The sequence below is a fragment of the Stenotrophomonas sp. 63632_Sma genome (assembly GCF_056482875.1).
The window spans coordinates 2,690,160-2,713,865 of record NZ_CM151220.1 but is presented as its reverse complement, the minus strand read 5'-3'; the positions used below and the strand labels follow the sequence as shown (position 1 = coordinate 2,713,865).

21 protein-coding genes are annotated in these 23,706 nt (G+C 67.7%); 11 read left to right on the top strand and 10 right to left on the bottom strand.

Annotated elements, in window-relative coordinates; translation table 11 throughout:
- The first annotated feature begins 95 nt into the window (after positions 1-95).
- Together ACZK45_RS12570 and ACZK45_RS12565 are read left to right on the top strand one after the other, a co-directional pair.
- Positions 96-797 carry an ankyrin repeat domain-containing protein gene (locus tag ACZK45_RS12570; protein WP_121503527.1) on the top strand — a complete coding sequence of 234 codons (702 nt, stop codon included), beginning with the start codon at positions 96-98 and terminating at the stop codon, positions 795-797.
- A 52-nt stretch (positions 798-849) separates the two neighbouring features.
- Positions 850-2,307, top strand: coding sequence for an amidohydrolase family protein (locus tag ACZK45_RS12565; RefSeq protein ID WP_049398460.1), 1,458 nt, complete (start codon positions 850-852; stop codon positions 2,305-2,307).
- A 51-nt stretch (positions 2,308-2,358) separates the two neighbouring features.
- Here the strand turns inward: ACZK45_RS12565 and ACZK45_RS12560 are convergent, their stop codons facing one another.
- Complete coding sequence (locus ACZK45_RS12560; protein ID WP_478444763.1) at positions 2,359-3,288, bottom strand: LysR family transcriptional regulator; 930 nt, start codon at positions 3,286-3,288, stop codon at positions 2,359-2,361.
- A 93-nt stretch (positions 3,289-3,381) separates the two neighbouring features.
- Between ACZK45_RS12560 and ACZK45_RS12555 the strand changes: the two genes are divergently transcribed.
- Positions 3,382-4,575 carry an MFS transporter gene (locus ACZK45_RS12555; protein ID WP_478444762.1) on the top strand — a complete coding sequence of 398 codons (1,194 nt, stop codon included), beginning with the start codon at positions 3,382-3,384 and terminating at the stop codon, positions 4,573-4,575.
- Positions 4,576-5,319: 744 nt separating this feature from the next.
- Here ACZK45_RS12555 and ACZK45_RS12550 read toward each other — a convergent pair.
- Together ACZK45_RS12550 and ACZK45_RS12545 are read right to left on the bottom strand one after the other, a co-directional pair.
- Positions 5,320-5,973 (bottom strand): response regulator, encoded by a 654-nt coding sequence (locus ACZK45_RS12550; RefSeq protein WP_107432195.1) that lies wholly within the window; start codon positions 5,971-5,973, stop codon positions 5,320-5,322.
- Positions 5,966-8,995: a sensor histidine kinase gene (locus ACZK45_RS12545; protein ID WP_478444761.1), complete on the bottom strand. Its 3,030-nt coding sequence runs from the start codon at positions 8,993-8,995 to the stop codon at positions 5,966-5,968. The genes ACZK45_RS12550 and ACZK45_RS12545 overlap by 8 nt, the downstream gene beginning before the upstream one ends.
- A 96-nt stretch (positions 8,996-9,091) precedes the next feature.
- On the opposite strand from ACZK45_RS12545, the gene ACZK45_RS12540 reads away from it, so the two are divergent.
- From ACZK45_RS12540 to ACZK45_RS12510, 7 genes are all read left to right on the top strand, one after another.
- On the top strand, positions 9,092-9,424 hold the full coding sequence (locus tag ACZK45_RS12540; RefSeq protein ID WP_197615415.1) for a hypothetical protein: 333 nt from the start codon (positions 9,092-9,094) through the stop codon (positions 9,422-9,424).
- Positions 9,425-9,474: 50 nt separating this feature from the next.
- On the top strand, positions 9,475-9,918 hold the full coding sequence (locus tag ACZK45_RS12535) for a helix-turn-helix transcriptional regulator (RefSeq protein WP_053091059.1): 444 nt from the start codon (positions 9,475-9,477) through the stop codon (positions 9,916-9,918).
- On the top strand, positions 9,915-10,571 hold the full coding sequence (locus ACZK45_RS12530; RefSeq protein ID WP_049422794.1) for a hydrolase: 657 nt from the start codon (positions 9,915-9,917) through the stop codon (positions 10,569-10,571). The genes ACZK45_RS12535 and ACZK45_RS12530 overlap by 4 nt, the downstream gene beginning before the upstream one ends.
- A 2-nt stretch (positions 10,572-10,573) precedes the next feature.
- Complete coding sequence (locus tag ACZK45_RS12525) at positions 10,574-10,999, top strand: DoxX family protein (RefSeq protein WP_478444760.1); 426 nt, start codon at positions 10,574-10,576, stop codon at positions 10,997-10,999.
- Positions 11,000-11,118: 119 nt separating this feature from the next.
- A complete protein-coding gene (locus ACZK45_RS12520; protein WP_478445889.1) occupies positions 11,119-12,966 on the top strand; it encodes an amidohydrolase in 1,848 nt (615 codons plus the stop codon).
- Positions 12,945-14,228, top strand: a complete 1,284-nt coding sequence (locus ACZK45_RS12515) for an alginate export family protein (RefSeq protein WP_478444759.1) — start codon at positions 12,945-12,947, stop codon at positions 14,226-14,228. The genes ACZK45_RS12520 and ACZK45_RS12515 overlap by 22 nt, the downstream gene beginning before the upstream one ends.
- Complete coding sequence (locus ACZK45_RS12510; protein ID WP_180837646.1) at positions 14,222-15,871, top strand: MFS transporter; 1,650 nt, start codon at positions 14,222-14,224, stop codon at positions 15,869-15,871. Before ACZK45_RS12515 ends, ACZK45_RS12510 begins: the two co-directional genes overlap by 7 nt.
- Positions 15,872-15,984: 113 nt before the next feature.
- Here the strand turns inward: ACZK45_RS12510 and ACZK45_RS12505 are convergent, their stop codons facing one another.
- Positions 15,985-16,809, bottom strand: a complete 825-nt coding sequence (locus tag ACZK45_RS12505) for an alpha/beta fold hydrolase (protein WP_049398471.1) — start codon at positions 16,807-16,809, stop codon at positions 15,985-15,987.
- 186 nt (positions 16,810-16,995) lie between these two features.
- On the opposite strand from ACZK45_RS12505, the gene ACZK45_RS12500 reads away from it, so the two are divergent.
- Positions 16,996-17,382, top strand: a complete 387-nt coding sequence (locus tag ACZK45_RS12500; RefSeq protein ID WP_180844359.1) for a hypothetical protein — start codon at positions 16,996-16,998, stop codon at positions 17,380-17,382.
- Positions 17,383-17,451: 69 nt separating this feature from the next.
- Here ACZK45_RS12500 and ACZK45_RS12495 read toward each other — a convergent pair whose 3' ends face one another.
- The 6 genes from ACZK45_RS12495 to ACZK45_RS12470 form a co-directional block, all read right to left on the bottom strand.
- Positions 17,452-18,165 (bottom strand): DUF2968 domain-containing protein, encoded by a 714-nt coding sequence (locus ACZK45_RS12495; protein ID WP_043402505.1) that lies wholly within the window; start codon positions 18,163-18,165, stop codon positions 17,452-17,454.
- Between the two features lie 99 nt (positions 18,166-18,264).
- Positions 18,265-20,424 carry a TadG family pilus assembly protein gene (locus tag ACZK45_RS12490; RefSeq protein WP_317217159.1) on the bottom strand — a complete coding sequence of 720 codons (2,160 nt, stop codon included), beginning with the start codon at positions 20,422-20,424 and terminating at the stop codon, positions 18,265-18,267.
- An 8-nt stretch (positions 20,425-20,432) separates the two neighbouring features.
- On the bottom strand, positions 20,433-20,891 hold the full coding sequence (locus ACZK45_RS12485; RefSeq protein ID WP_125894364.1) for a DUF3613 domain-containing protein: 459 nt from the start codon (positions 20,889-20,891) through the stop codon (positions 20,433-20,435).
- Positions 20,888-21,784, bottom strand: a complete 897-nt coding sequence (locus ACZK45_RS12480) for a tetratricopeptide repeat protein (RefSeq protein ID WP_125894366.1) — start codon at positions 21,782-21,784, stop codon at positions 20,888-20,890. Before ACZK45_RS12480 ends, ACZK45_RS12485 begins: the two co-directional genes overlap by 4 nt.
- Positions 21,784-22,719 (bottom strand): type II secretion system F family protein, encoded by a 936-nt coding sequence (locus ACZK45_RS12475; RefSeq protein WP_478444758.1) that lies wholly within the window; start codon positions 22,717-22,719, stop codon positions 21,784-21,786. Before ACZK45_RS12475 ends, ACZK45_RS12480 begins: the two co-directional genes overlap by 1 nt.
- A gap of 28 nt (positions 22,720-22,747) precedes the next feature.
- Positions 22,748-23,704, bottom strand: a complete 957-nt coding sequence (locus ACZK45_RS12470; RefSeq protein WP_346485484.1) for a type II secretion system F family protein — start codon at positions 23,702-23,704, stop codon at positions 22,748-22,750.
- Positions 23,705-23,706: the final 2 nt, after the last annotated feature.

Below are 23,706 nucleotides of genomic sequence, written 5' to 3'. Positions count from 1 at the left end.
GCCGACTTCTACCATGCAGGGCAGGGGCCGGCAATGCCCGGCTGTTGCTACCGTCGCACGGCGTTCCGTGGCGACGGTCATGAGGAGACACCGTCATGCGCGTCCATCGTTCCCCTGGCTGGCCTGCGCCGTTCGCGCGCGTGCTGCTGTTGTTCCTGCTGGCCATGGTCTCCCCGGCCTGCACCGCAACGTCCAAAGCCGACGTCGATGGCCGCCTGCGCGATGCTGCCAGCCGCGGCGATGCCGATGCGGTGCGACAGGCGATCGAGGATGGCGCCACGCTGGAGGCGCGTGATGGCCAGGGCCGTACCGCGCTGCTGCTGGCCACGCATGGCAACAATGTAGACGCCGCGCGTGAACTGATCGAAGCCGGCGCCGACGTCAATGCCAAGGACGCCATGCAGGACAGCGCCTACCTGTACGCCGGCGCGCGTGGACTGGACGAGATCCTGGCGATGACCCTGGCGCATGGCGCCGACCTGCGCAGCACCAACCGCTACGGCGGCACCGCCTTGATTCCCGCCGCCGAGCGCGGCCACGTCGCCACCGTGCGCACGCTGCTGCGTGCCGGCGTCGCTGTAGACCATGTCAACCGCCTGCACTGGACCGCGCTGCTGGAAGCGATCCTGCTCGGTGACGGCGGCGCGCGCCACGTGCAGATCGTGCAGCTGCTGCTGGAGGCCGGCGCCGACCCCGAGCTGGCCGACGGCGACGGTGTGACGCCGCTGGCGCACGCGCGCCAGCGCGGCTATACCGGAATTGAAACCCTGCTGCGCCAGCACGGCGCGGTGCGCTGAAGACTGTTCCCTTCCACCCCGCACGCTGGTCGTGCCCATCAGGATGCTGTCCATGTTCCGTTCCCGTCCGTTGTCCCTTGCCATCCTCCTTGCAGTGGCCCCGCTGTCGGCGTCTGCTGCCGAGCGCGCCGACCTGCTGATCCGCAATGCCACCGTGGTCGATGTCGAGCACGCCAGCACCCTGGCCGGACAGAGCGTGGTGATCCGTGGCGAGGATATCGTGGCCGTCGGCCCGGACGCGCAGCTGCGCAGCCAATGGAGCGCGGCCCGCCAGATCGATGCCAAGGGCAAGTACCTGATTCCGGGGCTGTGGGACATGCACGTGCACTTCGGTGGTGGCCCGGCGCTGATCGAAGAGAACAAGGCGCTGCTGCCGCTATATATCGCGCACGGCATCACCACCGTGCGCGACTGTTCCGGTGACCTGCCCGAGCAGGTGCTGCAGTGGCGCGGCGAGATCGCCAAGGGCACGCTGTTTGGTCCGCGCCTGCTCAGTTCGGGCGCGAAGATCGAAGGCATCAAGCCGGTCTGGAAGGGTACGATCGAAGTGGGCAGCGAGGCCGACGCCGACAAGGCGATCGCCCGCCTGCAGCACGACAAGGTTGATTTCGTGAAGATCACCGACAGCACGCTGAAGCCGGAGCTGTTCCTGTACTCGGCCAGTGCTGCGCGCAAGGCCGGCTTCAAGGCCTCGGGGCATATTCCGATGGCACTGACCGTGGAGCAGGCGGTCGATGCGGGCCTGGCCTCGATCGAGCATCTGGATTATGCATTCAAGGCCGGCAGCAAGGACGAAGCGCAGATCGCCGCCGACTTCGGTGCCGGTCGCATCGACCGCGCCGAAGCCAACCGCCGCCTCGACGCCAGCTTCGATCGTGATACGGCGATGCACGCCTACCGCGATTTCGCCAAGCGCGGCGTGTTCGTGACCCCGACCCTCAACGGTGGCCGCATCCTCGATTTCCTTGACCAGGATGACCACGCCAACGATCCGTACCTGGCCTACATCGGCCCGGGCCTGCGCGCGACCTACCAGTGGCGCGTGGACCGCGCGGCGAAGGCCACGCCGGCACAGATCGAAGCGCGCCACGCGCAGTACCACCAGGTGGCCGCGGTGCTGCCGATGCTGCAGGAAGCCGGTGTGACGATCATTGCGGGCACCGATGCGGGCTTCCTCAACTCGTTCAACTTCCCGGGCATCGCCCTGCACCAGGAATTGCAGCTGTTCGTGAAGGAAGGCCTGAGCGCACCGCAGGCGCTGTCGGCCGCAACCCGTTCCGGCCCGGCCTGGTTCGGCCAGATGGACCGCTACGGTGGTGTCGCACAGGGCAAGGCCGCCGATCTGGTACTGCTGACCGCCAACCCACTGCAGGACATTGCTGCCACCGAAAAGATCGACAGCGTGATCCTGCGCGGCAACGTGTATGATCGCGCCGCGCTGGACAAGATGCTGGCCGACACCAAGGCCAGGGTCGCAGCGTGGAATGCCGAGGCGGCCAAGGCCAACTGATTGCGGGGCGAGGCAGAATCCACGCATGGCGTGGATGATGCGGCCGATGACCTAACGCGGCGCCGGCCGCATTCCATGCAATTGCGGCAGCGCGGCCTTCATCGCATCGATGAAGGCGCGCAGCCGCGGCGGCTGCTGGCGCGCGGCGGGAAACACCACGTGTACCGGCAGTGCCGGCGCCTGCCAGTCCGGCAGCAGCTGCACCAGCCGCCCTTGTGCGAGATCGTCGGCCACCAGCCAGGCCGAGACCACCGCTGCGCCCAGCCCCGCACATGCGGCCTGCTGCACCACGAACAGGTTGTCGCTGAGCAGGCGCGGGCTGATCGACAGCGTATGCGCGCGGCCCTGTGCGTCATGCAGCAGCAGGCGTTCGCGGTAGTAGGTGACCAGCGAGATCCACGGCAGTGACTGCGCCTGTTCCGGCGTACTGACTGCTGTGGCGTCCACCAACGAGGGCGCTGCCACGACGATGCGCGGCACTTCGGCGAGCGGCAGTGCGACCATGCGCGGTTCGTCGACGGGGCCCACCCGCACCGCGCAGTCGATGCCTTCTGCGATGAAGTCCGGGCGCCGATCCTCGAGGATCCACTCCAGGCTCAGCTGCGGGTGCTGGGCGAGGAACGCGAGCATGGTCGGCAGCAGCTGCGCCTGGCCGAAGGCGTGCGGCACCATCACCCGCAAACGTCCACGCAGCGTTTCCGGTTCGCCGTGCAGTTCGGCCTGTAGCGACTCCCATTCGTCGACCACGCGTTGCGCATGACGCTGGCAGCGCAGGCCATCCTCGGTCAGCTGCAGGCCGTGGGTGGAGCGCTGCAGCAGGCGCAGGCCGAGCTGCCGCTCCAGTGCCTGCAGGCGGCGACTGACTGTCGGCTGGGTGGTGCCCAGCTGCACGGCCGCAGCAGACAGGCTGCCGGCATCGACGATGCGCAGGAAGGTGCGCAGCAGATCCAGGCGATCTGCGCCGTTGGCGAGGTCATTCATGCGTGTAACGTATGAAGAATATGTGCGCGAGCCTACTACAGACGCCTGGCGAATACGGGCAGGATACGCCCACTTCCTCCACCGGACTCCCCCATGTCTACCCCCTCGTTGTCTGTCGCCGCCGCACCTGCGACCGCGCCTTCCACCCCGTTGGTGCTGGCGATGGCGGCCGGCGCCGGCTTCTCGGTCGCCTCGCTGTACTACAGCCAGCCGATGCTGGGCCTGATCGCCCAGGATCTCGGCGCCGGCGAGCGCGCTGCCGGCCTGGTACCGACCTTGACCCAGCTGGGATATGCGCTTGGCATTCTGCTGCTGGCGCCGTTGGGCGACCGGTTCGACCGCCGCAACCTGATCCTGTGGAAGTCCGCGTTGCTGGCGTTGGCGTTGGGCGCTGCTGCGATGGCTGGCCACCTGCCGGGCCTGCTGATGGCCAGCCTGCTGGTCGGGCTGATGGCCACGCTGGCGCAGGACATCGTGCCGGCTGCAGCGGTGCTGGCGCCGGATGTGCAGCGCGGCCAGATCGTCGGCCGGGTGATGACCGGCCTGCTGCTCGGAATCCTGTTGTCACGGGTGGTCAGTGGCGTAGTGGCCGAAGCGTGGGGTTGGCGCACGCAGTTCGTGCTGGCCGCGGTATCAGTGGCGGCGATGGGAGCGGTGATGGCGCGTGCGCTGCCGCGCTTCGCACCGACCAGCACACTGCGCTATCCGGCGTTGTTGGGTTCGTTGCTGGCGTTGTGGCGGGAGCAGCCACAGCTGCGCCGTGCGGTGGCCAGCCAGTCGCTGCTGGCGGTGGGCTTCAGCGCGTTCTGGTCAACCCTCGCGCTGATGCTGCATGCACGGTTGGGGCTGGGTAGTGCCGCAGCGGGTGCATTCGGCATTGCCGGTGCGGCCGGCGCATTGGCCGCGCCGTTTGCGGGTCGATTCGCCGATCGCTTGGGTTGCCACGCCGTGGCGCGGCTGGCGATCGCGGTGGCGCTGCTGGGCTTTGGCCTGCTGTTGACCGAGTCGTGGCTGCCGGCCGCTGCGCTGCTACCGCTGCTGGTGGTGAGCGCGCTGCTGTTCGACTTCGGCTTCCAGTCGGCGCTGGTGGCGCACCAGACGTTGGTCTACGGACTGGTGCCGCCGGCACGCAGCCGGCTCAATGCGTTGCTGTTCACGGGCATGTTCATCGGCATGGCCGCCGGTGGTGCGCTGGGCAGCCTAGCGCTGGCGCAGTGGGGTTGGAACGGCGTGGCCTGGCTGGCGGTGGTGTGCGCGGGTGGCAGCCTGCTGCTGCGTTTGAGGTAAGGATGGTGTTCGGCAGGGCTTGCAGCCCTGCACCTGCTGGAAGCTGGAGCAACAGCAACAGCAACAGCAACAGCAACAGCAACAGCAACAGCAACAGCAACAGCAACGGCGGGTTTCCTGTGGGGCGGTGTCGGAGTGCGGGGACGCCGCAAGTACGTCCTTGTAGGCTTGGCAGCCGCATCCATGCGGCTGACACCCCGCACTCCGACACCGCCCCACCTCTGACAGATTCCGGTGGCTGTTGGTAGGTGTCGACCTTGGTCGAAATATCTGTCAGATATCGAATGAGTCATCCACGCATGGCGTGGATCTACTGTGTCGACCAAGGTCGACACCCACCAGGGCAATACGCCGTTCCGACAGATCGCGGCCAACTGTCGAAGGCGGGGTGGGTCCGGTTGCGGGGGCGTGAGCCGCATGGGTCGGGCGCATGCGCCCGACGGGTTGGGCAGGACGCCCAACCCCGGTCTTGCCGTGTGCGCAGGACAGCGCACACGAGCAAGCGGCGACCGAGCTTACATGGGTGAGGGCGCTTTGCTTGCGAAGCACGGCTTCGCAAGCGCCCGAACGCACAGCCGCCAGCGGCTGGGCCGGGCCCCGGAGGGGGACTTGCAGCGTCCCCGCACTCCGGCACCACCCCGCCATCCCATGGAAAGCCCGCTGTTGCTGTTGTTGCTCCTGAGGTTGCCGGCCAGCGGCCGGCACTACCGCGGGTGCAGGGCTGCAAGCCCTGCCGAACAACCCCTAATCGTGACCGCTGTCGTCCAGGCTGATGATCCCGCGCCGCAGCGCCTGGGTCACCGCATGCGTGCGATCACCCACGCCCAGCTTGTCCATCAGGCTCTTCATGTGCGCCTTCACCGTCTGCTCGGAAATCTGCATGCGCTCGCCGATGCGCTTGTTCGACAGGCCGCCGGCTACATGCCTCAGTACCTCGGTTTCGCGCGGCGACAACCGGTCTTCCACCACATGCGCGGCGATGCTGGCCGCCACCGCCGGGGGAATCGGTGCGCGGCGGCCGCCAGCGACCATGCGGATCGTATCGACCAGCTCATGGCGCAGCATGTCCTTCAGCAGATAGGCGCTGGCGCCGGCCTGCAGCGCGCGGACCGCGCGTACGTCACCACGGTAGGTGGTCAGCACGATGATGCGCGCGCGCGGGTCCATCGCGCGGATCCGCACGATCGCTTCCACACCATCCAGCCGTGGCATCTGCAGGTCCATCAGCACCACGTCGGGCTGCAGCCGCTGGTAGCAGGCGATGGCTTCCTCGCCATCGGCGGCTTCGCCGAGCAGGCGCAGATCGGGTTGTGCGCCCAGCAGCGCCGCCAGGCCGTCACGCAGCAGCGGGTGGTCGTCGACCACCAGCACGCCGATCAGGGCAGGGGACTCAGTCATGGTTTGCTTTACTCCAGGGCCAGCGCCAGCGCGATGGGCGGCGGTGATACAGGCGCCGGGCGGGAACCGCCAGCGCGACTTCGGTTCCCAGTCCGGCGCGGGTCCACAGCTGTAGTTCCGCACCGAGGCGCTGCGCGCGCTCACGCATGCCCTGCAGGCCCCAATGACCATGGCCGGCATTGTCGTCGGCGATGCCGACGCCATCGTCGCGCACGTGCAGCAGGAAGCACCGCGTGCCGTAGGACAGCTCCACTTCGATGGCGCTGGCGTTGGCGTGACGCAACGCATTGCGGATCGCCTCACGCCCGATCAGGAACACTTCTTCGGCCGCGTCGGCCTGCAGCGGTGGCGTTGCACCTTCCACGGTCAGGCGCAGTGGGTTGGTGCCATGCCCGGCGTACTCGGCGTGCACATCGGCCAGTGCCGAAGCGAGGTCGCGGCCAGCGAACGGTCCCTCACGCAGGGCATTGACCCGCTCGCGGCCCTCGGCCAGGTTGCGCTCGGCCAGTTGCATCGCCGATTCCAGCTGGCCGCGTACCTGCTCCGGGGTCTGCGGCGACTGGCTGATCGCGTGCAGGCGCAGGATCAGGCCCTGGCTGCCCTGCAGCAGGGTGTCGTGCAGGTCGCGTGCGATGCGTTCGCGTTCGCCATTGCGTTCCTGCAGGCGCGCGCGGAACAGCGCGGCCAGCTGCCCGCTGCGGATGCGCACCGCCATCACCAGCAGTGCGAGGATCGCGGCCGCACACAGCAGCTTGAACCACACCGTCTGCATGAAAGTGGGGGCGATGCGGAAGCTGCGACTGGCCGGTGCAGTGCTCCAGATGCCGTCTTCGTTGGCGGCTTCCACCTCGAACCGGTAGTTGCCCGGAGCGAGGTTGGTGTAATACGCGCGGGTGCTGCTGCCGGCATCCTGCCAGCCGTCGTCGACGCCGGACAGGCGATAGCGGTAGCGGTTGCGCTCCGGGCGCGCCAGCGACAGCGCCACGTAATCGATCTGCAATTGGCTGGTGCCGGCCGGAAGGCGCAGGCCATCGCGCAGTGGCTCGTGCTCACTGCCATACAGCACTTCGCCGATGCGCACGCTGGGCGCCATGGTGTTGACGTGCGAGCGGGTGGTGTCCAGCCAGGCCAGGCCCTGGTTGGTGGCCAGCCACAGCAGTCCGTCATCGGCCAGCGTGGCGGTGGCGATCGGTCCGCTCTGCAGGGCGATGCCCGGCATGCCATCCACCGCATCGAACAGGCGTGGCGTCACCGGCAGCCCGGTCCGCAGCGTCCGTCGCAGCTCATCGCTCCCCAGCCGGACCAGGCCACGGCTGCCATTGAACCAGAGGTGTCCGTTCGGATCGGCCACCATGCCGGTGATGCCTTCCAGTACACCGGCCATGTCGGTTCGCACCGGAACGAAACGACCGTTGCCAACGCGCGCAGCCAGACCGGCTTCGCCGGCGACCAGCAGCAGGTCCTGGTGATGCAGCATTGCGGTGATCGGCCCGACCGACAGGCCCTGGCTGGCATCGAAGCTCTCGATGTGGCCCGCGCTCATCCGGCGCAGGCGGCCGTCGGCATAGCCGAGCAGCAGCTGGCCATGGGCATCCAGCGCCAGCGATGAGCAGGCCTGCTCGGGCAGGCGGACCTCGCGCTGCCATTCGCCATGCAGGTAGTGCAGGACGCCGCGTTCACCCGTGCATACCCAGGCCTGCGCGTCGTCGGGGAACAGCAGGGCGTGCAGCGGTTGCCCGGTGAACGGGGCCGGCAGCGGGATCAACGAGGTGTGGCCGGCGACCGTGCGCGCAAGATTGACCCAATCGAACTGCCAGATCGGCGTGGGTGCCTGGCGCGCGGCGGCCTGCAGCTGCGGGGCACTGCCATCCAGCAGAGTGCGCCGCAGATCGTAGGGTTTGAGGTCTTCGCCATAGCCATACACGCGGCCATCGCTGGCCCGCACCAGCGAGCGGTAGGGATCACTCGGGCCCACTGCCAGGGTGTGCACGCTGCGTGCGCGGAAGCGGTTGAGGCCGAGATTGGTGCCGACCCAGAGATTGCCTTCGCGGTCGGCGATGATCGGCACCGCCGAGGTGGCGGTCAGCCCGTGCGGCGAATCGAAACGCTCCATGCGCACGGCGCGGCTGCCGTCGAAGGTGATGCGGGCGACGCCGCCGTGCGGGCTCATCGTGGCCCACAGCGCGCCATCGGCAGTGAACTGCAGGCGTGCAGCAACCAGTTCCGGAAGACGCCGCGCTTCACGTTCGCTGGCCGCCAACAGGCCCTGCGCGTTGGCCAGGGGTGAGGTGCCGCGCACCCGGTCGGCCAACCACACTTCACCCTGCGGGCTTTCGGCCAGCGTTGCCATCTGCGAGACCGCGATGCCGGTGTCCTCGAACGTGGTCTGGCCGGCCGCACGCATCCAGATCTTCAGGTCGGCCAGCACCCAGAACCTGCCCCGGCTGTCGTGCAGCACCCACTGCACACGGCGCTCGGGCAGGCCGGCTGCGGCCGGCAGTGGCTGCCAGCGCTGTCCATCAAAGCGGCGCAGCCCGCCATTGATCGCCGCCCACAGCTGGCCCTGGCGATCCTGGCTGAAGCGTGGGACCACGCCGACCGGCACCCCCTGCTCGCGGCCGTAGTTGTGCAGCCTCCCCTGTGCGAACCGGCTGATGCCGGCCTGGAAGTAGCCGATCCACAGGGCACCGTCGGCGGCATGCGCCAGCGTGACCATGTTGGTGGACGGGAACTGGCTGCCGACGGGCGCTGCCTGCCGTTCGAAGCGACGGCCATCAAAGCGGTACAGGCCCGAGCCGGTGGCCAGCCACAGCAGGCCGTCGCGGTCCTGGGTGATGTCCCAGATATCGCCGGGTGCACCCTGGCCGACCCGCCACGCGGTGTGCTCGTAACCGGGCAGCCCGCCGCTCACCGGCGGGCGCTGCACGGCAAAAGCGGGCAGGGCGGTCCACAGCAGCAGGCACGTCAGCAGCGTCGGCAGGCGACGCAGGAACGGGAAGGGGCGGCCACGCATGGCGCGCATTCTGGCAGGTGCGGGGCAGTCCGGGGTGACCCGAACGGGGTAGGCGGTCGCCGCCGCGGTCGGCTATCACGCCGGCATGTCCTGTGGAGCCCGGCCATGCAGCGCCTGTTCGTGATGTTCCCCGACCGCGGGCCGGGCATCGGCCTGCTGTGGCTGCGGCTGTGCCTGTCCGCGGCACTGTGCACGCCCGGCACGCATGCAGGCGGGTGGTCGGCGCTGTGCCTGCTGGCAGTGCCGATGCTCACGCTGGGTGTGTTGACGCCACTGGCCGTGCTGATGGTGGCCGTGGGCCTGTTCGCGCAGCAGGCGCCGTGGTCACAGGTGGTGCTGCCCTTGGCGCTGTTGATGTTGGGCCCTGGCGCCTATTCACTGGATGCGCGGTTGTTCGGTCGTCGCCTGCTCGGGCGTCGGCCTCCCCCATTCGGGTAGGTGCTGGCCTCGACCGACGGGGGTAGGGCATCGTGCGGCGGCCACGCACCATGGGGCACCCCCTCGCGGCGTCCCGCATGGCCACCGTCTTTTCGCCCGATCCGCCCGCCGTGGCGCTGGCACCGCAGCAGGCCGCCGCATTGCAGCGCGCCCTGCGCTATGTCGATGAGCACCTGTCGCAGCCGCTGCGGGTGACCGAGCTGGCCGCAGCCGCCTGCGTCAGCCGCTTCCATCTGGTGCGCCTGTTCCGGACCGGTACCGGCGCCAGCCCGCTGCGCTACGTGCGCCGTCGCCGCATCGAACGTGCGCGCCAGTTGTTGCCGGTCGCGCAGCTGCCGATGTCCTGCCTGGCGCAGCAGCTGGGCTTCTTCGACCAGAGCCATTTCGTCCGCAGCTTCCGCGCCGAGACCGGCTGCAGCCCCGGCCAGTACCTGGCCGGCGATGCGGCCCTGTTGCTTCCCCCTGATCGTGTTTCCAACGGAGTCCAACCATGAGCCTTGCCACCGCCACGCCCGCCCCGGCCCTGTTGTCGCCCACCGACCATGCCCTGGTGCTGATCGACTTCCAGTCGCAGATGGCATTCGCCACCCACACCATCGATATCTCCGCGCTGCGCAACAACGTGTCGTTGATCAGCAAGGGCGCCAAGGGCTTCAACGTGCCGGTGCTGCTGACCACCGTCGCCGAAGCGTCGTTCTCCGGCCCGATGTTCCCGGAACTGCCGGAGATCTTCCCGGGCCAGACGGTGTTCGACCGCACCTCGATGAACACCTGGGAAGACCAGCCGGTGATCGATGAGATCAACCGCATCGGCAAGCGTCGCCTGGTCGTTGCCGGCCTGTGGACCAGCGTCTGCATCGTGGGACCGGCGCTGTCGGCGCTGGCACAGGGCTTCGAGGTGTATGTGATCACCGATGCCTGCGGCGATGTCAGCGAAGAAGCCCACGAGCGTGCGATCACCCGCATGGTGCAGGCCGGTGCAGTGCCGATGACCAGCGTGCAGTACCTGCTGGAGCTGCAGCGTGACTGGGCGCGTGGCGAGACCTACGAGCTGACCACCGGCATCGCCCGCGACCACGCCGGTGGCTATGGCATCGGCATCCAGTACGCCAAGCGCATGTTCGGCGCGCAGGAAGGCGGGCACTGAGCATGCTGGCTGGCCATGGCCTCGACCTGGCCCTGCTGATGCTGCGCGTGGTAGCCGGGGGATTCCTGCTGCCACACGCGCTGGGCAAGCTGTTCGGTTGGTTCGGCGGTCCTGGGCTGGCCGGCTTCGCCACCGAACTGCGCGGCTTCGGCCTGCCAGCGGTGGCACCGCTGCCGCTGCTGCTGGCCCTGCTGCAGGTGCTGTCAGGGCTGGCCGTGCTGCTGGGCTGGCAGACTCGCGTCGCCGCGCTTGCAGCGGCGGCCTTCATCGGCTTCACCGTTCTGTTGGCCCTGCCCAAGGGCTGGTTCTGGATGCGCGGTGGCAGTGAGTACCCGTTGATGTGGACCACGGTACTGCTGGCCCTCGCGCTGACCGGGCCCGGCGCCTGGGCACTGGACGGCCAACGCCTTCCGGGAGATCTCGCATGAGTCACGATCCACTCGATCACGGCCGCCGCAACGTGGTGCTGGCCGGCAGCGCCGCGGTGGCGCTGGGTCTGGCCGGCCGTGCCGGTGCCGCACTCGATTCCACTTCCAAGGAGCGTCGCATGAGCACGCTGGTCATCCGCAATGCCCGCATCACCACCCTTGACCCACAGCAGCCGCATGCACAGGCACTGGCCGTGCAGGAAGGGCGTATTGTCGCCGTCGGCAGCGACGAGGAGATCATGCGTGGCTGGGGCAATGAAGCGACCCTGATCGACGCCCAGGGCCGGCGCCTGCTGCCCGGCCTCAACGACAGCCATACCCACCTGATACGTGGTGGCCTGAACTACAACCTGGAACTGCGCTGGGACGGCCTGCGTTCGCTGGGCGATGCCTTGGACATGCTGAAGGCGCAGGTCGATCGCACGCCTGCACCGCAGTGGGTGCGCGTGGTCGGTGGTTTCACCGCCACCCAGTTCAACGAGAAGCGCCTGCCCACGCTGCAGGAGCTCAACGACATCGCGCCGGACACGCCGGTGTTCCTGCTGCACCTGTACGACCGTGCGCTGCTCAACCGCGCCGCACTGCGTGCCTGTGGCTATACCAAGGACACCCCGGATCCGCCGGGCGGCCAGATCGTGCGTGATTCGCTCGGCAACCCGACTGGGCTGCTGCTGGCCAAGCCGAATGCGCTGATCCTGTACGCGACGCTGGCCAAGGGGCCGCGCCTGCCGATCGAGTACCAGGCCAATTCGACGCGTCACTTCATGCGTGAACTGAACCGGCTCGGCATCACCTCGGTGATCGACGCCGGCGGTGGTTTCCAGAACTACCCCGAGGACTACCAGGTCATCGAGCAGCTGCACCGCGATGACCAGCTGACCGTGCGCATCGCCTACAACCTGTTCACCCAGAACAAGGGCAAGGAAGTGGATGACTTCCGCGGATGGAGCGAGATGCTGCAGCCGCGGCAGGGTGATGACCTGCTGCGCCACAACGGTGCCGGCGAGATGCTGGTGTTCTCCGCGGCCGACTTCGAGTTGTTCAACGAGCCGCGCCCGGAACTGCCGCCGGAGCTGGAGCCGGAACTGCACGATGTGGTGAAGCTGCTGGTCGAGAAGCGTTGGCCGTTCCGCATCCATGCGACGTACGACGAGAGCATCACCCGCATCCTCGATGTGTACGAACAGGTCAACCGCGAGGTGCCGTTCGATGGCCTGCACTGGTTCATCGATCACGCCGAAACCATCACCCCGCGCAACATCGAGCGCATCCGTGCGCTGGGTGGCGGCATCGCCGTGCAGCATCGCATGGCCTATCAGGGCGAAGCCTTCGTCGAGCGCTACGGCGTGCAGGCCGCGCGGCATACGCCGCCGGTCAAGCGCATGCTGGCCGAAGGCGTGCCGGTCGGTGCTGGAACCGATGCCACCCGTGTGGCCAGCTACAACCCATGGGTGGCGTTGTCCTGGCTGGTGACCGGGCGCACCGTCGGCGGGCTGGCCCTGTATGGCGATGAGAACCTGCTCGAACGCGAGCAGGCGCTGCGCCTGTGGACCCAGGGCAGTGCCTGGTTCTCCGGCGACGAAGCAGTGAAGGGTACGTTGAAGGTCGGCCAGTTGGCCGATTTCATCCTGCTCTCGGCCGATTTCTTCCGCGTGGATGATGCGCAGATCGCCGACATCACCAGCGTGTTGACCGTGGTCGGTGGCCGCATCGTGCATGCCGACGGCGACTACGCCGGGCTTGCGCCGCAGCTGCCGCCGGCGATGCCGGACTGGTCGCCGGTCAACCGGTTCGGTGGCTACCACGTCGGCGGTACCGCCACCGGATTGGCCGCCGCCCATCGTCACCATCACGGCGTAGCCTGCAGCACTCACGGTGCTCATGGTCATGCGGCCCGGCACGCGGCGCCCACCGATGACCTGACCGCGTTCTGGGGCGCGATGGGATGCTCGTGCTTCGCGTTCTGAGCCTGGCATTGCTGGCCGCACCGTCGCTGGTGCAGGCCTGCGACGGCGGTCATTGCAGCGCGGCTGGGGACGGCCAGCTGCAATGGGATGCGTCGCTGCGTGTGCGTGGGCTGTACTACGACCCGACCCGGTTCGGCATTGGCGGCAGCGAGGATGGCTATGGCCTGCTGCGTGCCTTGGCATCGGCTACCTATGTGGAAGACACCTGGCAGGCGAAGTTGCAGCTGGGTGTGCATGGGGAGAATGGCAAGGCCGGCGGCCCGGGTCGCACCGACCGCAGCGCGCTGGATGTGCAGCAGGCGTACTGGCGCTGGCAGCGCGATGGCTTCCACCTGCAACTCGGCCGGCAGGAAGCCGGCTATGGCAGTTCACGGCTGCTGTCAGTGCGCGACGGGCCGAACATCCGCCTGGCGTTCGACGGTGCGCGTGTGGGTTGGAAAGGCCGCCTGGGTACGCTTGATCTGATGGCATTGCGGCCAGTGGAAAACCGACCGGGTGCCTTTGATGATCGCGGCGAGCACGGTGCCCACCTGTGGGGTGCCTATGCCACCACGGTGCGGGGACAGGGCGCGGGACAGTGGGATCTGTATCTGCTGGACTACCGCCGCGAGGGCGCGCGCTTCGCCGCAGGCAGCGGTGCCGAACGTCGGCAGACCGTGGGCGCGCGCTGGTTCGGCCAGGCCGGGGCGCTGGACTGGAACAATGAGCTGGTGGCGCAGGGCGGTGAGCTTCGGACGACCGCCGGCACCCTCGATATCCGCGCCTGGACGCTGGCGACCGATACGGGGTGGCGCTGGACGAACCTGCCGCTGCAGCCGCGGTTGGGGTTGAAGGCCGACATCGCCAGTGGCGATGGCAACCTGCATGACGGCCGCCTGGGAACCTTCAACGCCTTGTTCCCGAAATCGGCCTACTTCAGCGAGGCCAGCCTGCTGGCCCCGGCCAACCTGATGGACCTTCAGCCGACCCTGTCCCTGCGCCTGCACGACGCGGTGACGACGGAACTGGGCGTACAGATGGCCTGGAAGCATCGTCGTGCCGATGCGGTCTACACCACGCCGGCACCGCTGGTGGCGTTGCCAGGCAGCGCCGGTGGCGCGCGCCGCATCGGTAATCAATACAAATCCGAAACACGCTGGCAGGCCAGCGAACACTGGCAATGGCAGCTGCAGCTGGCCTGGGTCGATGCCGGTCCTGCACTGAAGCAGGCCGGAGGCCAGGACACGCTGTTCGCCTCGATCGTTGGAGCATGGCAATGGTGAACGCAACCGCGTCGCAACCCCCCGCACAGGCCGCAGGTGCCTGGTCCCCGCTGAAAATCCGGATGTTCCGCTCGATCTGGCTGGCGATCCTGGCCAGCAACATCGGCACCTGGGTCAATGACGTGGCCGCTGCCTGGGTGATGGCCGAGCGTACCGGCTCACCGTTGATGGTGGCGCTGGTGCAGTCGGCCACCACCGTACCGATCGTGCTGCTGGCACTGGCCGCCGGCACCCTGGCCGACATCGTCGACCGCCGCAGGTACCTGCTGGCCACCCAGGGCTGGATGCTGCTGGTCGCCGCGGTGATGGCGGCGCTGACCGCGATGGACATGCTGACGCCGCAGCTGCTGGTGCTGCTGACCTTCTGCATGGGCTGCGGTGCGGCGATGGCGATGCCGGCGCAGGCCGCGATCGTATCCGAACTGGTGCCGCAGCCGTTGCTGGCCTCGGCGGTGGCGCTGAACTCGATCGGCATCAACATCGCGCGCTCGATCGGCCCGGCCATCGGCGGTGTGATCGTCGCCCAGCTCGGCGCGGTCTGGGCCTTCGGTTTCAACGCCATCACCTTTGCCGCGATGCTGTTCGTGGTGTGGGGCTGGAAGCGCGACCCGAAACAGTCCAGCCTGCCGCCGGAAGGCTTCGGTGCCGGCCTGAAGGCGGGCCTGCGCTATGCCAGCCGCGCCGGGCGCCTGCAGGCGGTGTTGATCAAGTCGGTCGGCTTCTTCTTCTTTGCTGCAGCAATGAATGCACTGCTGCCGGTGGTGGTACGCGGCCAGATGCAGGGTGGGGCGGGGCAGTACGGCATGCTGCTCGGCTGCATCGGGATCGGTGCCGTGGGTGGTGCGTTGTTGCTGCCGAAGCTGCGCGCGCAGATGGATCGCGACCTGCTGGTGCTGCTGGCCACGCTGTCGCTGGCGCTCAGCCTGGTCGGGCTGGCGCTGACCCGCAGCTGGTACGTGCTGCCATTGGTGATGCTGATCAATGGCTTTGCCTGGATCACCGTGCTGTCGTCGCTGCAGATTGCCGCGCAGACCGCAGTGCCAGCGTGGGTACGGGCGCGTGCACTGGCGCTGTACATCATGGTGTTCTCCGCTGGCATGGCGGCCGGTGGCCTGAGCTGGGGCGCGCTGGCGCAGCGCACCTCGCCGGAGCTGGCGTTGCTGGTGGCGGCTGCCGGCGCGGTGATCGGCGGATTGCTGGTGTGGCGCGTGCGCATCGCTGGCACCGAGGATCTGAACCTGCGTCCGGCCGGGCACTGGCCTGCACCGGAACTGTCGGTGCCGGTATCGAACGATCGCGGCCCGGTACTGGTCACCCTGGAGTACCGCATCGACGAGGCTGACCGCGCCGCGTTCCAGGCGCAGATGCGCGCACTGGGCACGATCCGTCGCCGCGATGGCGCGGTGGTCTGGGGTGTGGTGGAGGACGTGGCCAGCCCGGGTATCCACCTGGAGTACTTCGTGACCCCGTCGTGGCTGGAGCATCTGCGCCAGCACGAACGCATCACTGCCGATGACAAGGCGATCCAGGAAGTGCTGCGCGGGCTGCATCGCGGTGAGCGTGCACCGGTGGTACGCCACTTCGTGGGCGGGCATGACCCGCTGCCGAAGACCGGGGTCCCGCACCACCACAGCGATATCTGACAAAAAAGGGGACGGAGGGGATTAAGTCGTTTGTGCACAAACGACTTAATCCCCTCCGTCCCCTTTTTTGCGACCGCAGAAGCGGCGGCGCCGTGGGTCGCCGCCGAGGGACATCACTTGCGTGCGAACGCCAGCAGGTCGGCGTTGAACCGGTCGGCGTGGGTGACGGTCAGGCCGTGCGGCGCACCTGCGTACACCTTCAACTCGGCGTCCTTGATGATCTGCGAGGACAGCTTGGCCGAGGCATCGAATGGCACGATCTGGTCGTCATCGCCATGCACCACCAGCGCTGGCACATCGATCTTCTTCAGGTCCTCGGTGTAATCCACTTCCGAGAATTCGTGCACGCAGTCGTACTGGCCCTTGACGCCACCGAGCATGCCCTGCAGCCAGAACGAATCACGCATGCCCTGGGTAACGCTGTTGCCGTCGCGGTTGGCGCCGAAGAACGGCGTGGTCAGGTCCTTGAAGAACTGCGAGCGGTCACCGCCGGTGCCCTTGCGGATGCCGTCGAAGACTTCCAGCGGGGTACCGGCCGGGTTGGCATCGGTCTTCAGCATCAGCGGCGGCACGGCGCCGACCAGCACCACCTTGGCCACGCGCTTGCTGCCGTGGCGCCCGATGTAATGGGCCACTTCGCCGCCACCGGTGGAGTGACCGACCAGGATCGCGTCCTTCAGGTCCAGCGCCTCGAGCACGGCGGCCAGGTCGTCGGCGTAGGTGTCCATGTTGTTGCCGTCCCAGGTCTGGCTCGAGCGGCCGTGGCTGCGACGGTCGTGAGCGATCACGCGGAAGCCGTTCTGGCCCATGAACAGCATCTGCGGGTCCCAGGCATCGGACGACAGCGGCCAGCCGTGCGCGAACACGATCGGCTGGCCGGTACCCCAATCCTTGTAGAAGATGCGCGCGCCGTCGGCGACGGTGACGAAGTTGCTCATTGTGGTTTCCTTGACGGAAGGGAGGGAGGGCGCTGGCGTGGATGCCGGTGCCTTCGGCAGTACAGCGCAGCGCCAGACCCACGACTTGCACGGCTGTGCTGGATTACGCCGGATGTGACGTGTATCGCTCTGGCACGAAGCCGTGCCGGCATCGAGGATGGCGGCAGCCCTGACGAGGAGCCTGCAATGTCGAACGCGTGTTGGAGCCCGCTGTTGTACCTGCTGCTGGCCACGGGGGCGCATGCTCAGACCAACGTCTACAAATGTGTGGACGGGCCGCATCCGGTCTACCAGCAGACGCCGTGCCAGGGGCGCGCGGAATGGCGCTGGGAGGTGCCGGCGGAGCCGCCCTCGACAGGTGCGAGCGCGGCCAAGGCAGCGAGCCCAGCTTCAATGCGTCCGCGTGTGGTGCAGCAGCGGCGTGCGCGGGCTGCACTGATAGCGATCAGCGCGGATCCCGCCGCCTGTGAGCGCGCGCGGCAGCATCGTGGGAAGGTGCTGGCCAATGGCAAGCGCATGGATTTCGTGCAGCGCCGGCAACTGGACGATGCCGTGCATGAGGCGTGCCGTTGAAATGGAATGGTGCCGAAAACGACAACGGCGCCCGTGGGCGCCGTTGGACGGCACGCCAGGCGCTGGACCTCAGCGACCGTCGCTGGCGGCCGCCGGTGCCGGCGAGGGCACGCTGTCCGGCTTGGGCAGGCTCAGCTCCGGGTTGCCCTGTTCGGCCTGCAGGATCTGGATGCGGCGCTGCAGGGAATCCAGCTGGCTGTTGGTGCTCTGCACGTCGCTGCTCAGGCTGACCGCCTGCTGCTGGGCCTGCTGCAGGGCAGCGCTGACCTGGGCCGACTGTGCCTGCTGCTGTTCCATTTCCTGCTGCAGCGTGCGCAGGCGCTCCTCGTTGTAGGCCACCAGGCGCTCGGTATAGCGCTTGCCGGCTTCCAGTCGGGTGGTGTCGATGTAGACCTGGGCCAGCTGCTCTGACTGCTGCGCGAAGGTGCGGTAGACACGCTCGGCGTTGTCGACGGCATCGGTCTTGATCACCCGCCAGAAGTTCTTCTCCTGGAACAGGGCGACGTAGTAGGTCAGGGTGTTGGCATTGAACAGCAGGCTGGCGCCGTAGTTGCCGTTGTAGGTGGTGCGCAGCTCGGTCAGCTGGCGGGCATCCATCAGCTGCTTGAGCTCGTCAACGGTGTTGCGCACCACCGGTGCGGTACGTGCGGCCGGCTCTGCGGCTGCTTCGCGGTCGCCACGGGCAGCCATCGCCGCCGGTGCCACCAGCATCATGGCCACGGCCAGCAGTGCCGCGCCGCGCGCGTGCCGGGCGAAGACCGCGCCCCCTGAAGTTTCTCGCATGTCTAGACCATCCACGGATGAGTGTGGGTTGAGATGAAGGTGGTTCCCCGCCGGGAGTCTAGCATGTGCGCGGGCGCCGCCAAGGGCGCCCGTCACGGGTCAGTAGACCAGCTGTGCGGGCGTGCACTGGATGGACTGGACATGCACATCCGTACGGCCCAGTTCCAGGCCCAGCACCTGCGCCAGCAGCGAGCGCAGCAGGGAGCCGACGCTGTTGAGCAGCGGCTTCAGGACGTCCAGGGCGGGCTTCAGCAGCAAGCACAGCAGGCCCGAACAACTGACCGGGCCATTGCCGGGGGCGGTGACGCCGTCGCCGGCGAACTGGTCCAGGAAGCCGGCATCGGCGGTCTGCAGGTAGGAAGTCAGGTTGTACTTCATGCAATTGTTGTAGGTGGTGTCATCCAGCGCGCCAATCAGGCTGTTGCACTGCTTGACCAGCAGCCCACCCACAAGCGCTCCCAGTACGCCATCGAGGAGCCCCGAGCCAACCCCGGTCACTGCGTTGCGGAATCCTTGCCAGACCTTGCCGTCGACCATGCAGGTCACCAGCACACAGCTGGTAGGTACCCCCTTGGTGATGTCCCAGTTTCCAAGTGGTTTCAATCCCTGCGTGCTGTCTCCGAATTCCAGCAGCTTGATGGTTGCGTCAACATCGTATCGCTTGCGACCAACGTTGGCTGCTTTCAGGTAGCGATCGGCCAACTGCGCTGCGGTCGAGCCCTGGCTCATGCCATCGTCGCGCGGATCGAGCATGCCAGACAGTACGCGCAGCAGTTCGCTGACCAGCTCGGACACGGCGGTGCCCACCTCCAGGGAGTTGACCTGGGTTGAACCGGTCGCGCCGGCGGGGAGGGTGAGGCTTTGCGTGTCGGTCAGCGTATTGACCTTGATGCTGTCATTGATCAACGGGGCGCCGAGCAGTGTGAGCATCTGTTCCTTCTGCAGGGTGTCGCCACAGACATTCTGCTTGGAGAACCGCTCGCTGTCGGCCACCTTGCCGACGCAGGCGCGCAGCACGGAAGACTCGACCTTGATCGTCGCCGTGGGAGGCGTGCTGCCACATTGCAGGCTGGTCAGGGTCGCCATTGCATTGGTCACGTCCGCATGGACCGGCAGCTTCAGGCGGATGCCCAGCAGTGAAAGCACGCCGCCTGCAACGGGAATGTTGTTGGTGTCGATGTCGAGGAAGACACGGATCTGCGCGTTGTAAGCGCGCGAGCCAACGCCACCGATGGCGATGGACGGCGGTTCCACCACAGCGGCTTTGGCATTGACCAGGCCCAGCAGGTTGAGTTCATCGACCGAGACCGCACGGCCGCCATTGGCGATGCTGATGCTGGTGCCGATCAGGTCCAGCACATTGACATCGGCCTGCAGCGCGCTGGAAATCGTTCCATCCGGCGCGACCACGCGTGCGAACAGGCCGCCACCGCTGTCATCGGAGCCGAGTTTCACCTCCAGCTGCTTGAGGTCGATGCCCTTCACGACCAGGGCATTCTCCAGTGCACTCAGGTCCACGTGGGCAACGCCCTGCTGGGTGAGCAGGTCAACGGTCGCCTGAAGGATCTTGCCCAGCTTGACCTTGCGGCCGGCCAGCAGATTGTTGAACTCCGCCACGCCCATGTTGACGTCGATCGGAATGCCCAGTGCCTGCAGCAGTCCGTTCGGGGTGATATGCGCCTGTGCAAGGCCGTCGTAGCCGAGCAGGGTGGTCTTGTCGAGGTCGGCACCCACCAGTTTCAGGACATTTCCCAGTGGCGTGTTGCCATTGATGCGCAGCAGTTGCGAGCCGACACTGAAAACCGCCGTCGGTTCTGCACGGCGCGCCACCGCCTGTGCGGTCACGGTCGGCAGGCTGCTGTTCTGCCCGAAGAAGGGAAGCACCGCGCGGCGGGTGATGACACGGACAGCATTGCGTTGATTCGCTGCATCGACGACCGGGCTGAAGTGCCCTTCGGTGGCGCGGGTCACGTTCCAGTTTCCGCAGCGGACTTCCAGGCTTCCTGCGAAGGTGTTCTGGGTGAGTGCGCTCTGCCGCGCAGCACTGTTGTCGCTGTTGTCCGAGGTGCACAGTTCCAGTCGCTGCGCTCCGGCCAGTGCGGCCAGATCAGCGACTTTCTGTGCATCGCGCTTGGCCCAGAACAGGTAACCGATCTCGATCAGGCCCAGCATCGCCAGCAGTGCCAGCATGACCAGCATCATGGTGATCGACATGCCGCCCCGTGGGCGGCTGAAACTGAACTGGCGTGGGCGTTTCATGGCCTACCTCAGCGTCCGGATGAGGATGATCCCTTGGACTTGGCGACATCGGCTTCAAAGAAGTCCGGGATCTCGTGTTCGAAACTCTTCATGTAGCGGGCGTAGCTCAGCGTCGCCTGGTCGCCGAGGATCGGCAGGTGCTGTCCGGCTTGTTGCCCCGATGCCTGCAGGCGGAACAGGTTGCGCGTGGTATCGCCGATCTGGCTGCGGCCGGGCCGCGGGGCTGCAGTGCTGCCGTCGGTGTTGGCCACTGCTGCAGGCGCCGCATGCGGCACCGGTGCTGGCGGGGCCGCCAGTTCCACGGTGGGCAGTGACTCGGACTGCAGCGGCTGCGAAGCCGACGCAGCCGGCGTGCTGCCGCCAAGCATCTGCCCGGTCAGCGGCTGTTGCTGCGCCTGCACGGCGGCGGCTGGCAGCAGGCAGATCAGAACGGGCAGCAGGCGTCGGGTCAGGGGCGTCGCGGTCATGGTGTGTTCCCGTTCGGGTGGTCGGAGGCGCTGAAGCGTTCCAGCATCGAGGGCGGCAGGCGCTGCGGATCGCGTTGATCGCGGCTGTCGCGGCGCGGTTCCGCCGCCAGTCGCGTGGCGCCGGGCGGGTTGCCGGCGGCATCGCTGGCGAGAGCACGGGCAGCGGCCGGCACGACTGCGGCGGCTGCCGCTGCGGCCTGGCGCTGCTGCAGGCGGGCACGGATCTGCGCCGCCTGCTGCTGGATGCTGAGCCGGGTCTCGTCGTTGAGGTTCGCTTGCTGGGCGAGGCGTTCGGCAGTGGCGGTGTCGCCCCGCAGTACCGCCCAGAGGGCGAGGTTGGCGGTGGCCTTGGCATTGCCCGGCGACAGCTCCAGCGCCTTGGCCAGGGGTTCGCGCGCGCGCTCGAACTGCCCGGCGCGCAGCCGCGCATAGCCCAGGTCGCCGAGATAACTTGTATTCAATGGCTGCAGTTCGGTCGCCCGCGCCAACGCCTGCTCACTGCCGGCGTCGTCGTCGCGGCGCGCGGCAATCAGGCCCAGGCCATGGGCGGCCGCGGCGGCCTGGGGGCCACTGGAAAGATCGCGGTACAGGGTGACCGCGGCATCGGCCTGGCCGGTCTCGCGCAGCGCGTCGGCCTGCAGCAGGCGCAACGCCGGCGGATCGCCGTAGCGCTGGCGGAAGGCGTCGACGTGGGCGAGCGAGGCATACCATGCGCCTTGCTGCTGCATGCGCTCGATCAGCTCCAGGTAGGCATTGCGGCTGTCCTGCGGTGCCGGTTCGGGCGCGGCCAGGCTGGGCGCGCGCAGGTACTTCGGCGTGGTCGATGCACAGCCGCTGGCGCCGGCAACGGCAGCCAGGGCAACAATGAGGCAGGAAGTGCGCAGGGCAGGCATCAGGGGGACCCCATCTTGGACATGGTGGTGGCCAGCGCGACCAGCGCCGGGCCGGCAAGGACCAGCATCAACGCTGGCAGCAGGGTCAGCATCATCACCACGGTCATCTTCACCGAGAGCTTGCCGACCTTTTCCTTCAGCGTGTTGCGACGCTGTTCGCGCAGGCGGATGCTGAACTGCCGCAGGGGCTCCTGCACCGCGCCGCCATGGGCGTGCACCTGCAGGATCAGCTGCATCAGGCTGGTCAGGTCATCGTCGGCACAGACCTCGCTCAGCCGGCGCAGCGACTGTGCGCGCGTGCGGCCGTGGGTATAGGCGATGTTGGCCTCCTGCAGCTCGCCGCCGAGGACCGGCAATGCATCGCGCAGCTTGTCGCCGAGCGTCTGCAGGCTCTGGTCCATGCTGAAGCCCACGCCCTGCAGCAGACGCAGCAGGTCGATCAGCAGCGGCAGCTCGTTGTCGACCGCTCGTCGGCGCCGTTTCACCCAGGAGGAGAGAACGAACTTGGGCAGCAGCAGGCCGGCGGCGAGGGCGCCGATGATCACCATGATCCTGGCCAGCCCGGTGACGCTGCTGAATGTCAGCACCAGTACCAGCACCAGCACGGCCAGCAGCAGGCGCAGGCCGAGGTAGATGGCCGTACCGCGGCGGGTGTTCCACCCGGCCAGATCCAACAGCAGCCGGTCTTCATTGGCCAGCAACGCCGTTTCCAGCCGGCCGCCGCTGAGGGCACGGCCGAAGCGTTCCAGCCAGCCCAGCGAATCGTGCCGCGCAGGCTCGGTGTCACGGGACGCCTCGCGCGGCTGCAGGGCGGTCTTCAAGGTGGCCGTTGTACGTTGCTCACGATGGCTGCGTACCCAGCCGCCGATACCGAGCAGGGCGATACCGGCGGCCAGCACGAGCAGGGAGAGGGCGAACCAGGCGCTGGCGCTCATCGGTTGTCTCCGGCGGGGCGAAGGGGGTTCATAGCGACTTGGCCAAGCGATACAGCAGGAAGCCACCGACAAGTTCCATGCCCAGTGCAAGCAGCAGGATCTTGTGGCCGAGCGGATCGTGCAGCACCGGCTGGAAGAAGTCCGGGCTGGTGATCGCCATCAATACCGCGCAGGCCGGTGGCAACAGGCCCAGCACCCACGCTGACATCCTCGTCTCCGAGGTAGTCGCTGCAAGCTCCTGCTGGGCCTGTTCCAGATCGCGCATGAAATCGCCCATGCGCTGCAGGATCTGGTCGGAGCGCCCGCCGATGCGCACGCTGACACCGATCACCACCGACAACACCTTCAGCACATCCATGCGATAGGGATGCGAGGCCTGTGCGAGTGCACGGTCCAGCTCCATGCCGCTGCGTGCAAAGCGCACCGTGGTGTCCAGCAGCCCGCGCAACGGCGCGCTCGTCTGCATCGACGCAACCTGGAACGCGGCCTGCAGGCTGTTGCCCAGTGCGGTCAGCCGCACCAGGTTGTCGAGGAAGTCCGGCAGCTGATGCAGCAGTTGCGCACGCAGCTTCGTGGTCCGCCGCATCACCCACAGCCAGCAGCCAAGCAGGTACAGCAGCAGGGTCAGCGGAAACATCCATGCGGTGCCCAGCCGCAGCATCGCCACCACCGACAGTACCAGCCCCGGTACCAGCAGCATGATGGGAATTTTCCAGCCGGTCGGCAGCCCTGCGCGCTGCAGCAGGCCATCCAGCGGCAGCACGCGGCGCCCGGCGCTGGCGGGCCGCGCCGGGTCGTTGGCAGCGGTGACGGACGGCCCGGCGGGTGCTCCGCCCGTGGCGCTTCCGCGCGAAAGCTGCTGCTCGGCGTGCCGCATTGAAACCTGGCGCTGCTCACGGCTGCTGGCCGTGCCCCACAGCCAGGCTGCCAGCGCCAGCAGCACCGCGATGATGCTCAGCATGCCCAGCAGCGCGCCGGTTCCCATGC

Excerpts from the sequence above, each read along its gene's own strand:
- ACZK45_RS12570 (WP_121503527.1), top strand. The coding sequence starts at position 96 with ATGCGCGTCCATCGTTCCCCTGGCTGGCCTGCGCCGTTCGCGCGCGTG.
- ACZK45_RS12565 (WP_049398460.1), top strand. The coding sequence starts at position 850 with ATGTTCCGTTCCCGTCCGTTGTCCCTTGCCATCCTCCTTGCAGTGGCC.
- ACZK45_RS12560 (WP_478444763.1), bottom strand. The coding sequence starts at position 3,288 with ATGAATGACCTCGCCAACGGCGCAGATCGCCTGGATCTGCTGCGCACC.
- ACZK45_RS12555 (WP_478444762.1), top strand. The coding sequence starts at position 3,382 with ATGTCTACCCCCTCGTTGTCTGTCGCCGCCGCACCTGCGACCGCGCCT.
- ACZK45_RS12550 (WP_107432195.1), bottom strand. The coding sequence starts at position 5,973 with ATGACTGAGTCCCCTGCCCTGATCGGCGTGCTGGTGGTCGACGACCAC.
- ACZK45_RS12545 (WP_478444761.1), bottom strand. The coding sequence starts at position 8,995 with ATGCGCGCCATGCGTGGCCGCCCCTTCCCGTTCCTGCGTCGCCTGCCG.
- ACZK45_RS12540 (WP_197615415.1), top strand. The coding sequence starts at position 9,092 with ATGCAGCGCCTGTTCGTGATGTTCCCCGACCGCGGGCCGGGCATCGGC.
- ACZK45_RS12535 (WP_053091059.1), top strand. The coding sequence starts at position 9,475 with ATGGGGCACCCCCTCGCGGCGTCCCGCATGGCCACCGTCTTTTCGCCC.
- ACZK45_RS12530 (WP_049422794.1), top strand. The coding sequence starts at position 9,915 with ATGAGCCTTGCCACCGCCACGCCCGCCCCGGCCCTGTTGTCGCCCACC.
- ACZK45_RS12525 (WP_478444760.1), top strand. The coding sequence starts at position 10,574 with ATGCTGGCTGGCCATGGCCTCGACCTGGCCCTGCTGATGCTGCGCGTG.
- ACZK45_RS12520 (WP_478445889.1), top strand. The coding sequence starts at position 11,119 with ATGAGCACGCTGGTCATCCGCAATGCCCGCATCACCACCCTTGACCCA.
- ACZK45_RS12515 (WP_478444759.1), top strand. The coding sequence starts at position 12,945 with ATGCTCGTGCTTCGCGTTCTGAGCCTGGCATTGCTGGCCGCACCGTCG.
- ACZK45_RS12510 (WP_180837646.1), top strand. The coding sequence starts at position 14,222 with ATGGTGAACGCAACCGCGTCGCAACCCCCCGCACAGGCCGCAGGTGCC.
- ACZK45_RS12505 (WP_049398471.1), bottom strand. The coding sequence starts at position 16,809 with ATGAGCAACTTCGTCACCGTCGCCGACGGCGCGCGCATCTTCTACAAG.
- ACZK45_RS12500 (WP_180844359.1), top strand. The coding sequence starts at position 16,996 with ATGTCGAACGCGTGTTGGAGCCCGCTGTTGTACCTGCTGCTGGCCACG.
- ACZK45_RS12495 (WP_043402505.1), bottom strand. The coding sequence starts at position 18,165 with ATGCGAGAAACTTCAGGGGGCGCGGTCTTCGCCCGGCACGCGCGCGGC.
- ACZK45_RS12490 (WP_317217159.1), bottom strand. The coding sequence starts at position 20,424 with ATGAAACGCCCACGCCAGTTCAGTTTCAGCCGCCCACGGGGCGGCATG.
- ACZK45_RS12485 (WP_125894364.1), bottom strand. The coding sequence starts at position 20,891 with ATGACCGCGACGCCCCTGACCCGACGCCTGCTGCCCGTTCTGATCTGC.
- ACZK45_RS12480 (WP_125894366.1), bottom strand. The coding sequence starts at position 21,784 with ATGCCTGCCCTGCGCACTTCCTGCCTCATTGTTGCCCTGGCTGCCGTT.
- ACZK45_RS12475 (WP_478444758.1), bottom strand. The coding sequence starts at position 22,719 with ATGAGCGCCAGCGCCTGGTTCGCCCTCTCCCTGCTCGTGCTGGCCGCC.
- ACZK45_RS12470 (WP_346485484.1), bottom strand. The coding sequence starts at position 23,704 with ATGGGAACCGGCGCGCTGCTGGGCATGCTGAGCATCATCGCGGTGCTG.